12 protein-coding genes are annotated in these 12277 nt (G+C 40.0%); all 12 read right to left on the reverse strand.

All coding sequences use genetic code 11. The features are described 5' to 3' along the window. Positions 1 to 61 precede the first annotated feature (61 nt). A complete protein-coding gene (locus MHI53_RS21655) occupies positions 62 to 343 on the reverse strand; it encodes a hypothetical protein (RefSeq protein ID WP_061142670.1) in 282 nt (93 codons plus the stop codon). A gap of 192 nt (positions 344 to 535) precedes the next feature. Next, entirely contained in the window at positions 536 to 1750 is a 1215-nt protein-coding gene (locus MHI53_RS21660) for a pitrilysin family protein (protein WP_340372266.1), read from the reverse strand. Between the two features lie 9 nt (positions 1751 to 1759). Continuing rightward, the gene (locus MHI53_RS21665) at positions 1760 to 3007 is read right to left on the reverse strand and encodes an insulinase family protein (RefSeq protein ID WP_340372267.1); all 1248 of its coding nucleotides are present in this window, start codon (positions 3005 to 3007) and stop codon (positions 1760 to 1762) included. Then, positions 3004 to 4278 (reverse strand): MFS transporter, encoded by a 1275-nt coding sequence (locus MHI53_RS21670; RefSeq protein ID WP_061142667.1) that lies wholly within the window; start codon positions 4276 to 4278, stop codon positions 3004 to 3006. Before MHI53_RS21670 ends, MHI53_RS21665 begins: the two co-directional genes overlap by 4 nt. Positions 4279 to 4340: 62 nt before the next feature. Beyond that, a complete protein-coding gene (locus tag MHI53_RS21675) occupies positions 4341 to 5510 on the reverse strand; it encodes an HEXXH motif-containing putative peptide modification protein (RefSeq protein ID WP_340372268.1) in 1170 nt (389 codons plus the stop codon). Then, positions 5497 to 6339 (reverse strand): DUF692 family multinuclear iron-containing protein, encoded by an 843-nt coding sequence (locus tag MHI53_RS21680; protein ID WP_340372269.1) that lies wholly within the window; start codon positions 6337 to 6339, stop codon positions 5497 to 5499. The genes MHI53_RS21675 and MHI53_RS21680 overlap by 14 nt, the downstream gene beginning before the upstream one ends. After that, positions 6329 to 8104, reverse strand: a complete 1776-nt coding sequence (asnB, locus tag MHI53_RS21685) for an asparagine synthase (glutamine-hydrolyzing) (RefSeq protein WP_340372270.1) — start codon at positions 8102 to 8104, stop codon at positions 6329 to 6331. The genes MHI53_RS21680 and asnB overlap by 11 nt, the downstream gene beginning before the upstream one ends. Before the next feature lie 98 nt (positions 8105 to 8202). Continuing rightward, entirely contained in the window at positions 8203 to 8367 is a 165-nt protein-coding gene (locus tag MHI53_RS21690; protein WP_155645491.1) for a hypothetical protein, read from the reverse strand. A 22-nt stretch (positions 8368 to 8389) separates the two neighbouring features. Further along, positions 8390 to 8554, reverse strand: coding sequence for a hypothetical protein (locus tag MHI53_RS21695; RefSeq protein ID WP_155645490.1), 165 nt, complete (start codon positions 8552 to 8554; stop codon positions 8390 to 8392). Between the two features lie 83 nt (positions 8555 to 8637). After that, positions 8638 to 9456 (reverse strand): hypothetical protein, encoded by an 819-nt coding sequence (locus MHI53_RS21700; RefSeq protein WP_340372271.1) that lies wholly within the window; start codon positions 9454 to 9456, stop codon positions 8638 to 8640. After that, positions 9440 to 10105, reverse strand: coding sequence for a hypothetical protein (locus MHI53_RS21705; protein ID WP_340372272.1), 666 nt, complete (start codon positions 10103 to 10105; stop codon positions 9440 to 9442). The genes MHI53_RS21700 and MHI53_RS21705 overlap by 17 nt, the downstream gene beginning before the upstream one ends. A 458-nt stretch (positions 10106 to 10563) precedes the next feature. Continuing rightward, positions 10564 to 12057, reverse strand: coding sequence for a peptide MFS transporter (locus MHI53_RS21710; RefSeq protein WP_061142020.1), 1494 nt, complete (start codon positions 12055 to 12057; stop codon positions 10564 to 10566). Positions 12058 to 12277 lie beyond the last annotated feature (220 nt).

A 12277-nucleotide genomic window follows, 5' to 3' on the forward strand; every position in this document is an offset into this window, starting at 1 on the left:
CAAGTCCATCGTTCCGGTTTTTTGTGATTCCCCATCCTGCTCCCTATGCCTTGATTAAGCTTCAATCAAACAAAGGAATTACCGGAGGCATCCCCGCTTCTGGCAGGAAATAAATGAAAATGGTGAAACAAATGATGAATAAGGAAAAGATGAATGCCAAGAACGAAACGCCCAAGCTGAATTTCTTGCCTGCCGAATATAAGCTGAGCACCATACTTGCAAACCCAATGATCAAGCAAACGATGGCACCGGCATAAGCGTTCAACTCAGGAAGAATTCCCGTGATGTAAAGCAGGACGAAGGCAATTTGCAGCGATATGCATAGAGCAAGCAGTCGTTTCATGTGTATCTCCTGACGATTTTATATGGAATGATTTGTCTTAACTTCTTTATATATTTTCCATGACTATATTACGGAGCCTTTTTTTTTCATTCTAAGGTAAATTCAAACTGGCTACTGCCAACAACATGAACAGTACTTCTCCAAGTGACTCATTAAACAAATTTAAAGGAATTTATTGTCGCTCGCCTTTCCTTATAACAGATGGGAATGCATGGCATCCATGACCTCTTTTTTTGTAATTAGATTCATTACGTCAAGAACATCGGAAAAATCCATCCCTCTAATGGAATAATGGAGGATCGAATTGGCTAACTTTGCTGGGTGATCATATACATCGATTATCCTTCCGATAATCCTTCGTTTCGAAATTAGAAATTCAACATCACCGATACTCCTCTTCCGTATATCTTTTTTTGTTTTATCGATTTCTTCCATCACGTCTGATGGCTTGTTTGTGATTGTGTTTAATAACGAAAAGCAATATCTATTTGAAAATTCGCATTTGACATCGATGCTTCCATCTATTAAACCCTGGCCATGGATTTTCCGCTGAAATTCGGAGGTCCTGCCGAAAAGAATTTCCAACCCGACTCTAATGCTGAATTCCTTACGGATATCGTTATAAGGATTCCCAGCATCATTTCCATAAGTGATTGCATTCCCCCAGAAGAGGACAGATTGAGTGCTATTAATCTGTTCGATTTTCAGGCTCTCTCTTTTGACTGGTATGAATGGCGAAAAACGTTCTTTTTCTTTTACTGGGGAATTTGCAAGCGCACGTTCGATGACGTCATAGACCTCTTCAGGATTTAATTCTCCTATGATGATGATTTTCATATTCTCTATTGAATAGAATTTTTGAAAACACTTCTGCAGCATGCAGGCATCCATTGATTCTATACTTCCTGAATTGCCAATGATCGGCTGTGCCAACCCGCTTTCTCCCCCATATAAATCAGACAATAGATGGGTGTAACAGCTGTTTTTTCTATTACTATGTAATTGCATAAACTCCTGCTTGATGATTTTTTTTTCTTTTTCCACGATGTCCTTTGTTATGGAAATCGACTGGACAAGTTTTAGAATCATTTGAATATTTAATCCAAGCTGTTCCGTACAGGATATGGAAAATGATGTACGTTCGAAATTCGTACTGGCATTTAGAGAAGCCCCTATTTCACCAAATCTATATATGGCGTCGAACTGCACATTTTGTATAATGAGATGCTCTAAAAAATGTGCAGTTCCATAGGGGATTTTCCTATTCCATCCATCCTGAAAATGGCTATCCATCCCTCCAAATCCGACCGATAGGAGAATATAGTTTTCGAGAAAACCTTTTTTATTGACCAACAGAGTGTCCAATCCGCTTATGTTCTTTTTTTCGATATGACTACCAATAACCATGGTTCATCCCTATCCCTCTCCTAAAGTGAAAATGGAATAGCCTTTAAAAACTTGCGCCACTTCCTGGATGTCCTGTAATTCGATGCGATCGATGCAATCTATCATTTCAGTCATGGTCCTAACTTTTCCGCTGATTATCCCATTTTGATGAAAATCAATTAAACTTACGGGGGAGTCTTGAGAAAGCTTGTAACTATTTTTCAATGTTTTGATTGTCGCCTCCAATTCCTCTTGGGTGCAGCCTCCTTCTTTTATCGACTTCATTTCACCAAACATTTTCCTAAGGACCAATTCTTCAGAAGCCGGATCAATGGCCGTTTGGATGAACAGAAGGCCATTGATTGCATCCAATATGCTTATGATCGAATAAGCTGCTTGGAGCTGGTTCCTTACATTCATGAATAACCTCGAGTGTGGGAACCCGCCTAAAAGGCGGTTGAACACCACCAATGCCGGGTATTTTTCGCTTTTCAAGGTTATCCCACCAGTACTGGAACATGCTGTGATTATGGCATGTTTGGACTGGAATTTTTCACAATGATATGTTTTTACAGGGCTTTGCACGGGTGTTGGAGGTATCATGGAACGCTCCGATGCTTCGACTCCTCCGCATAAACAGCTGCTTAATTGTTCCAACACCTCTTCTTCATCAATGTCACCGATAACGTATACATGTATGGGGGCTGTTTGAAGTATCTTTTGGTGGAGATTCCGCAACTTTGACTCATTCCACGTTTCGATATCACCTATCGAACCTACCTGATCGAGATACAATTTTTGTTGATTTCCTTGTAAATATAGAAAACTCTTTTTATACGAATAATGATACGCATTAAAAATCTCATTTTGGATTCTTCGTGAGTGGAGCTTTTTTTCAAGTTCAACGGATTTTTTAGTAATTAATGGCTGGGTTAATAAATCAAGTAACACTGTCAAAATTTCCGGTTTGATCATCTTATGCTTTTGATTATAAAACTTTAGCGATAAACATAAAACCTGCTTATCGCCTTTTTTATCAATGGAGACTCCTAGTTTCGCTCCATACTCTTCATCCAGCTTTGATTGGATGATAAAGTCATTTCTAAATCGTTCACTTCCATGAAGCAATATGTAGGGCAGTAATGCAGCACCCGTAGTCATTTTCTCATCCAGATCCAAATGGATTCTCACGGCGATCGTCGTTTGAACATACTTCTCCGAAGGCAAAAGATGAAAACTGAAATTCCCTTGCTCCCTTGTGACAAAATCATTTCTCATGTTAACTCCAAGCCTTTATTCTTTTTATTGATATAAACCGATTTTATAAACCTATAGGTTAAAATCAAGCTTATCACCACGAAGGGTATCGATGCGGCTATCAGCAATTTTTTCACGCTTATGAAATGAGATAAATAAGGTAAAAGACCCGTTAACAAGATAAAGAGAATTCCATCCAATGCATCCGCTATCGAAATGACCTTGCCCCTAATGTTATTAGGGGTGGATTGAAGTTCAACATTCAAGAGATTGGAAGGCAAAAACATCGCTATCCATAAAAACAAATATAATATCGGACCTAATATGAGTGGGGAGAAAGCAATGCCGATACTGCTGAATGATAAAATGACTAACGGGACTACAAATCCATATTTAGTTCTTTTCAAGGATAAATATCGTTCTCTCCAAGGAACAGCCAAGTAATTCCCAATTAACATACCTAAGGCTGCAATGAACCGATAAATCCCGTAATACTTCTCTCCGCCTTGAATCGTGGAATTCAATAAGGGCACTAACAAAACATCTGTGATACTTAGACATCCCCAAACCAAAAAAGAGCCGAAAATCAGGTTTTTTAGAACCGAGTGTTTTTGGATATAGGTAATGCTAGTGCTTAACCCGCTTTGCTCAAGATCGTCACTTTCCTCAGTCCCCTTCATTTGGGCTCGGTCACTATCTTCATTGGCAGTGGGGAGCTTCGTCCATGTTATCATTCCGGCAATGAAAAATGTAACCGCATTGAAAATCAATAAACCGATTACAGTGTCATTTAATAATCCGAAAGCGGCAATAGCTGAACCGATCACTCTGGCTATACTTGTCAATATCCCGATTAGACCATTAGCTAGCCCTAGCTGGTCTTTCTTCACCAATGCTGGAATGCTTGAGGACAGTGCAGGATGATAAGGCAGCTCGATGATCCCAATCAGAAGCGTGATAATAAGGATGATGGTTGTACTATGAGCATTAAAAGCCATTACACATGTCAAAAGAGCCAACAAGAGATTGATGATCGTTAAGGTGAACCGTCTTGAATATTTATCGACTATATTCCCAGCTATGGAAAATAGTAAGAATTGCGGGGCGAAACGAATGATGAGATATAGACCAAAGATGAATATCGACTGTGATAAGGTGAAAATATATGCTGCTAGAGCTATCCCTTGGGCCATATTCCCAAGGGTAGAAAAAGACTCCGATAAGCATAAATAAGTAAACCTTTTTTCATTTAATAATGGTGTGTATTTCTTAAATGGATGAAATAAATGCAATAAGATACCCCCAACTAATTTGGATGCCGTAATGACCATCGATCACTTTCAAGTTTCAATCTTTACTTGGAATCAGCTATAACCAAGTTTTGCATATCATGTACAAGCGCTTCACCATCAGGAGACAATGATGCATGTTCTTCAATCGTTGATAAACCCAATTGCAGCTCTTCGCTGATTCTCTCTATTTCCGATTCCATTGATACTCCCTTGTAAGTGGCCCGTTTTTTCTTCAATAGCCGATAGAAATGCAATACTCTGCAATGGACGAAACATCCATGATAAATACCGTATAACGGCCTTAATTCATCTCTCCATGGTGAAGTGTAAATTGGCTTCATATCGTTAAAAATGTGGGGCCTAGCGCACATGATTGTATTCAATCTATTATGGCTTGCTTCATGAATTAACCATTCAGCAATTTTCACCACAGGTCTTGCAACATGGCAGGCAAAGATGGTTCCATGCACTCGAAAATCGGAAAAGAACGGCAGACCAGGCGGGTTGAAGAATACGATATTCTCTATGTTTCCATCAATCTCGGCAAACATTTCTGGCCAGCTGATCTTGATTAATTGCAACGCTTCTTCAAAGGAGTTATTAATGTCTTCGGACACTACTTCAGTTATTTCCATATTCATGCGCAATTCCGCAGAGGATGCAATGTTCACATATTCCTCAAACCAAAAAACTTCGTTCGTAATGAATGGAAGGGTAAATGCTTTATGAAAGGTATGAACATCGAAACTGTACAGGACATGTTCCACTTCAAAAGTGATGTCGTTATTTTCGCTTATTACCAAGATTTCTTTAGCAGCTTGATTTTCTGTCATGTCCTTCAAGAAAAAAATATCCTTTGGTTTCACGGTAAATCTGAGCCTTAAACTTTCCAGCACAGGATTTACCCTTTTGTTCAATTGTAAGAATATGTGCACAAATCCTTTCCAAATCCAAGTTTGCTTTTCGGTTTCGCCCATGGAAGTGAAATTTTTATACTTTTCAATCCATAAATAAACATATGGCTTATTAAGGACATGATCCCTTTCCGCTGCATCGCAGGTCTTGAGCAGGTCGATTGCCTTTCCCAGCCAATTTAGATTTTCCTCCTTGTTTGATTGAAGGATTAGCTCTAACGCTTTAATATTTCTGAGAGAAAGTAATTGTTTATGAACATCCCTTCCAATATTCGAAGGAGCCGGAGTCAATAAATTCTTAAAATCAATTGTTTTCATCATTTATCCTCCATTTACTGCTTTGGAACCGTTTAGATACTTCCCTTATTGTATTGCAATAGTCTTCCGTTTTCGTATTTTTTCCCAGCTCGACTGTAATTCCCCTAACTTCAGGGAACATTTCAAGGCAAATGACCAACTGATTCCAACTTTGTTCAAATGAGATTTGCCCTTTTTTGGATACGCCACTTGCCCCGATATGAATTTCGGCAATATGGGCCCCTTTTAAGAGGCTTAACAATTCCTCGAATGATTTATTAAAGGCTTTGGCTGTTGCCCATGTATGAGGAATATCGAGAATGATTGGAATATTGGCTTCAATGGAAATCTCTTTCAGTAAGGTATAGTCCTCCAGAACATCGACTCCGCCCCAATCATGATAGCGGGGGCCTAATTCAATGACAAATGGAATTCCATAGGTTTCTTGATATCTTTTTATCCTTCTTATCACTCTATCCTTCAGGTCTTCATCTTTTATCGGAGCAAAAATATAACCGAATTGAAGCCCATCCGTCGTTCCCAAGATTGAAAGGTGCTCACCTATCCAATGGGCTTCAATTTCCTTGGCTTGATGGAAAACATCCTTTATTATCTTTCTTGTCGGTTCATGTAAATCGGCCAATGGCAGCGTGCTGCAATGAGCGATCTTCTCGAAATTCGATGGCACGTTATCAATATTCGATGGGAGGTGCACCTCAATATAGTGGAAGGAAGGATCCAACTCTTTATTTATAAAGTCCAAATATTCCGGAGAATCTATCCAAGCCACTCCGATCCCTAATCTTTTCCCTGAAATCACTTCATTCTCCAGTTGTGTTTCAGTTTTCATAATATACCTCCTTACACTTCTTCAAATTAGGTAATCTTACCTTATGTATCTCACACCATAGTGCAAAACTATATATATACCAGAACGAGCTCCCCACATCATATAAGCGGGCAGAAGGATTCCTACCTAAAAGGCTTGAGCCATCATTCAGGAATTTATCTAATTCCTCAAAATTGATCACGTCTTTCAGCTGACTTATTTTTAAAAAGTCATAAGCAACCCGTCCTAATTCGCCATGCTTCATCCATATAAATACAGGATGCGGAAACCCGCATTTTGGCCTTTGCTGTATTTCAATGGGAATTCTATTCTTACTGAGACTGCGAAAAAGGCTTTTTTCCTTATCGGGCGGCATGGATAGGGCAGCCTGGACAAAATCTTGGTCAAGCAAAGGCACTCTGCACTCCACTGAGGAATTCATGGTCCCAAGATCGACCCGCGGCAGTGCATCAGCTTCTAAATGATAAAAGCCGAAGAGCCGGATCGCATCGCCTAAATTTCCTCCAACAGACATAAATGTTTCAATTTTATGTTTTCTTTCCAGAAAACTTGAATCACTTATATTTTTCCAGACTTGTTCATCCATCCTTAAAAGACTTTTGGTTGTGGCCGATTTCATCCAATGATCGAACCGTTCTATTGAATCGGAATGCAGCCAATCATAGCTTCCGAATATTTCATCGCTTCCGGTGCCGGTAATAACAACCTTCAGACCTCTTTTTTCTGCCGCTTCGCCTAAAGCATAATAAGCGACTATCGTTGGATCCATCGATAATCCGTCTTGGTTGGCTAACGCTTGGGGCAACAATTCAATAAAATCTTTTTCCGTTAGAATCACTTCATGCAAGGGTACATTCAAAAATTCACAGACATACTTACTAAAGGGCACTTCGGAATAAGAGAATTCACCTGTTTTTTCATACCTTAGAGTAAATGCCTCCACCTCGGCTCCTTGCGATACCATTTCTGATAATACGGTACTAGAATCCACTCCTCCTGAAAGAAACATCCCCATTTTTTGTTTCGGTTCAATTACGCTGGTAATGGCCTTCGTGAAAAGCCTTTCTAAATCTAAGGGCTCGTTTTTTTCATGGACACCTGACACCTTATCTGAAAGGGCCTCTTTATCAAGACTTAATTCGAGAATTTCCCCTGGAGAGACCTTTTTAATGGAATTTATCAAGGTATTGGGTTCAAGCAGGGTATCCCGGTACATGAGATATTCATACACTTGTGCTTCCGTCATATTGCAATCTTCATCCAAGGCTTTCAACGTATTAAGGAGCGCAGGGAATTCCGAAGCATAGATATATGCGCCAATTTCCGTTTTTGTCCAATATAACGGCTTGATTCCAGGGAAATCACGTGCTAAGAAAAGCTTGTCCGTATACGTATCGAAAGCGGCGATGGCATACATCCCCTTTAATTTCCGCACCCCTTCTTTCCCATACGTTTCAAAAAGCTCTGCCAGGACTTCTGTATCGCATTCCGTCACCCAACAACGGTTCAGCTCATGCCTCAATTGTTGAAAATTATTTAGCTCCCCATTGAAAGTGATAATCCACCGGCCAGAGGAACTTACGAATGGCTGATTCGCTTTTTCACTTGAATCCCTAATCGACAATCTAACTGTTCCCATGACGATTTCATCTAATTCCACAATGCTGCAATCATCAGGTCCTCGATGCTCCATTTCATTTAAACAAGTCTTTACATAGATAGGTTTATTATCTTCCCTTCCAAAAAAACCCGATATTCCGCACATGTTATACCTCCAAATCGAACATGATAATACGCAAATGCATACATGGATATGATATGGCGCACCAAAATAATAAATTTACATACTAGTTTTCATACTGTTTAATTATCTACACGCGGTCCAAGCAGCTGACCTAATACGGCATCCGTCAAGCCGCCGTTCGGATTCGCTTCAAGAAAACCAGGAGCGACAAGTTCTTGCAATTCATTCAATGAAAGTTCTTTATTATCTGAATTAAGTTCGGGATTCTTCTTCGTATTTTTCATATGATCCTTGCCTCCTTTTGAATTAGTTATCAGTACGTGGTCCAAGCAACTGGCCAAGCACGGCATCCGTCAAGCCGCCATTTGGGTTCGCCTCAAGAAAACCGGGAGCAACAAGCTCTTGCAATTCATTCAATGAAAGTTCTTTTTTATCAGTTTGTAAGTCTTGGTTTTTGATTGATTTATCCATAAATATTCCTCCTTTCCACTATGTAGTAACATTTATTATAGATTGGTGCGCCAAATCATATCCATGTACTAAACAAATGATGCCTATCGTTTAGGGGCAATCAGCTGTTCTTCAATATCCACTGGGTTTGCGCATAGTATTCTGAGTTTTAAAGCGGAAGTTATTATATTCCGCTCACCATCAGTAAGGTCATCCGTTTCATGACCTTCCTCAAAAGAAGCTAAAAGATGATAGTAATCTGAATTTATTCTATAAGTCTTATTTAATGGCGAGATGATATAAAAAGATTCGCATGGCAATAGTTCATGAAAGTCGGCACAGCCCTCAATTACACTCAAGACATCGTATTTCGTTTTCATGATAGTCGCTGAAGTATTCTTATAGAGCTTTCCAACCAAAAAGGAAGTATTTTTGCTAGGCAATTTATAAGAAGCTTTGAATATGGCATATTCCAATTCGAAAAGTTCCACTAGTTTTAGTGGAAGCATCTCCTTATAAGATCTAAGAAAGTAAATGAAAGCAGTCGCCTTTTCTATACCTTTGCCATAGCCCAATGGATGAGGAATGCTGAATTCGATATTCCATAAAAAAGGAGATGAAAAGAATTCGTTAAATACATCCGTTTCCATCAATTCATTGTCACTGGAGCATTTTAATTCATCCTTCAACAAGGGAATGCCCATGGAAAACATCGGTATCAAGTGGGCTAGAATCTGTAACCATCTTCCTTTTCTTTCTGAGTGGAACGCACTTACATTTAATTGAAGAAGTTCTTCCTTATTCATTTTTTTTACTGTTCGCTGGAATTTCCCATCCTTGATTTCTGGACTCCACTTAGGATCGATGCTCATTTTCACCAGCAAATCCTGTAACGCCAGCTCAGGCTTAACCGTAGTATTCATGTTTAGGCACAGCTCCCTTTGCATTCATTAGTTTTTCTACATCCGAAGTGATTTGGGTTTCACTGGACAGTCTGTCGGTCATTAAGATCAGTGAAGCATCTTCACCTATCAAAAGATCAACCATCTCCCATATTTGATCATCCACACTTTCACAAGCACACGGGATGAAAGCATCACCAGCTTTCCTGACAGCGCTTAACCAAAACATTGATATGGAAGGGTTACTCCTCAGCAATGCGAGGATTTCTTTTTTATACTTCATTCCCCAATTTTTACAATCCGATAATACCAGTCCCATATCGATGGATAAAGGAACATGTAAACCGCTTAACTCCGTGATTACCTTTTTATAAAATGACTGGGGGGGCAGTGATAATTGTCTAATGGGATGTAAATAAATCGGAATGTCATGATATTCTTTGAATTCGGAAATCCATGATTGTAAACCCTCGATTGATTGTTGATCCTGATGCTGGAAGCCACCGGGATCCATGAACGAATGATTGATCCCCCACGTTCCAACCTTCAGTATTACTTGATCAATATTCAATTCCGATAACAAGCTTACATAATCGGCTAATAATTTAGAATCTTTGTCGGTATATGGCAATGCTATCGTAGTCTTGATTCCAAACTGGGAATATATCATTCGGGAAGCTCTTTTCGATCTATCAGAAAGGATGTTACTGAATATCACAGAATCGACTGGAAAACCGCCTATAAGTACCCCCTGATCCAGCGCAACATCTGAATCTTCAATGTGCACGATTCGTTTCGTTATTTCGCCCGCCTCCATTTCCTAAAGACTGCCTTTTAATAAAGAAGATAATATTACAAATAAATGGAAAAATCTATATATTTTTGTAAAATGAGGAATTTGGAGTGTTTGCTACGCGGGAAGAGAAAGACATGATGAAAATATCAAAGAGAAAATGGTGGCCATCGCAATTGTTGGGAGTATACATAGGGATGATTGAGGGAAAACGAGGAAGACAGACCGGATTGCATCGTAAAGCTGGATGCTAGGTTCGTTCATAACAAAAAAAGATGACCCGATTAAGGGTCATCCTTTTCATATTTCATTCCTATAAACCGACTGGCATCGGATTAGCGAATGCCTTTCATGTATCCTTGAATTTTTGGTGATAAGGCCAGAAGGGCCAGTCCAAGGATGATGGAAGCAACACCGATCACGCCAAAGTATGCCATTTCGGTTTGCGGCGTGTAGAATCTGACGATTTGCGCGTTCAATGCTTGCGCTGCTGCACTTGCCAGGAACCACAGGCTCATCGTTTGTGCCGAGAAGGCAGCCGGAGCCAATTTAGTCGTTGCTGAAAGTCCAACCGGCGATAAACAAAGCTCGCCCAGCACGACTAGGAAATAGCTAAGTACAAGCCATAATGGGTTGACCAATGACTCTGATCCGCTGAAATAAACTGGAAGCAGGATCACCAGGAAGGATAACCCGGCGAACAGCAAGCCTATTGAGAATTTTTGCGGAATGGTCGGCTGGCGCTTTCCTAGTTTAATCCATAACCAGGCGAATACTGGTGCAAGGGTAATGATGAACAAAGGATTCAATGATTGGAACCAGGCCGGGTTTATTTCAATTCCGGCAAAATTAAGCTGTGTGCGTTTGTCTGCATAGCTTGCCAAGATGGTTGCTCCTTGCTCTTGAATCGCCCAGAACATGACCGCTGCGATAAACAAAGGAATATAGGCGATCAAGCGGGACCGTTCGACGGAAGTCGTTTTCGGGCTGCGATACATGAAAATGAAGTAAAGCGTCGGAATAACGATTCCTAGGATACCAACAAGACTAATAAAGGTTTTAATCGTCAAGATCCCTGCATAGGCACTGATGCCAATGAGAACAGCTACGATCAAGGCACCTATTCCAATTTTAGTGAAGGTCGCTTTCTTTTCATCTTGTGATAAAGGATTTGCAGGAACCGTTCCAGCAAGTCCAAGGTTCTTTTTCTTTGTGGCAACAAAGACGATAAGCCCGATCAGCATACCAATTGCCGCCAGTCCAAAACCTAGGTGGAAACTGTAGTTCATTCCAACCGTACCGACAACGAACGGCGAAAGGAATGCACCCATGTTGATACCCATATAGAAGATGCTGAAACCGGAATCCCGGCGTTCGTCATTTTCTGCGTAGATTTCACCGACAATGCTGGAGACGTTTGGTTTCAATAAACCAGTACCTAGTACGATAAGTACCATGGATACAAAGAACATGGAAAGACTGCCTGGTACAGCAAGGACGATATGCCCGAGCATGATCAGGATTCCCCCGTAGAATACCGCTTTCGAGGTCCCGAAAATCCTATCGGCGAACCAGCCGCCAATGATGCCGGACATGTACACTAAAGACCCGTATATGGAAACAAGGGCAAGGGCCGTGGTTTCATCAAGGCCTAGTCCCCCTTTGGAAACTTCATAATACATATAGTAAACAAGAATGGCCTTCATGCCATAATAGGAGAATCGCTCCCAGAACTCAGTAAAGAAAAGTGTGAATAATCCTTTAGGATTTCCAAAAAAACCTTTTTGAGGTACACTATCCACAATTTTCTGTTTATTAATCGTTGCCATACCTAGCCCCCCTTATATTATTGTATAATAACTTTTATTTTCATCTTTGTAAACAAATATTTAGTATATTTAAATAATTAATTTCTAAACAATTATGTAGTGCCATTCCCTTATATACAAACTTCCTAAAAATTGTAAGCCTTTTCAACAAAGGCACTTCTCCCATCAATGATATATTGCCCTAACTTCGTTCCTCTATTACCATATATAGCTGCTTACC

It is taken from the genome of Peribacillus sp. FSL E2-0218 (genome assembly GCF_037992945.1).
Taxonomy (GTDB): Bacteria; Bacillota; Bacilli; order Bacillales; family DSM-1321; genus Peribacillus; species Peribacillus simplex_B.

Bases quoted from the DNA above. Each gene is read 5' to 3' on its own strand.
- MHI53_RS21695 (WP_155645490.1), bottom strand. From the start codon at position 8,554: ATGGATAAATCAATCAAAAACCAAGACTTACAAACTGATAAAAAAGAA.
- MHI53_RS21690 (WP_155645491.1), bottom strand. From the start codon at position 8,367: ATGAAAAATACGAAGAAGAATCCCGAACTTAATTCAGATAATAAAGAA.
- MHI53_RS21660 (WP_340372266.1), bottom strand. From the start codon at position 1,750: ATGGTTATTGGTAGTCATATCGAAAAAAAGAACATAAGCGGATTGGAC.
- MHI53_RS21700 (WP_340372271.1), bottom strand. From the start codon at position 9,456: ATGAATACTACGGTTAAGCCTGAGCTGGCGTTACAGGATTTGCTGGTG.
- asnB (WP_340372270.1), bottom strand. From the start codon at position 8,104: ATGTGCGGAATATCGGGTTTTTTTGGAAGGGAAGATAATAAACCTATC.
- MHI53_RS21680 (WP_340372269.1), bottom strand. From the start codon at position 6,339: ATGAAAACTGAAACACAACTGGAGAATGAAGTGATTTCAGGGAAAAGA.
- MHI53_RS21665 (WP_340372267.1), bottom strand. From the start codon at position 3,007: ATGAGAAATGATTTTGTCACAAGGGAGCAAGGGAATTTCAGTTTTCAT.
- MHI53_RS21675 (WP_340372268.1), bottom strand. From the start codon at position 5,510: ATGAAAACAATTGATTTTAAGAATTTATTGACTCCGGCTCCTTCGAAT.
- MHI53_RS21710 (WP_061142020.1), bottom strand. From the start codon at position 12,057: ATGGCAACGATTAATAAACAGAAAATTGTGGATAGTGTACCTCAAAAA.
- MHI53_RS21705 (WP_340372272.1), bottom strand. From the start codon at position 10,105: ATGATATATTCCCAGTTTGGAATCAAGACTACGATAGCATTGCCATAT.
- MHI53_RS21655 (WP_061142670.1), bottom strand. From the start codon at position 343: ATGAAACGACTGCTTGCTCTATGCATATCGCTGCAAATTGCCTTCGTC.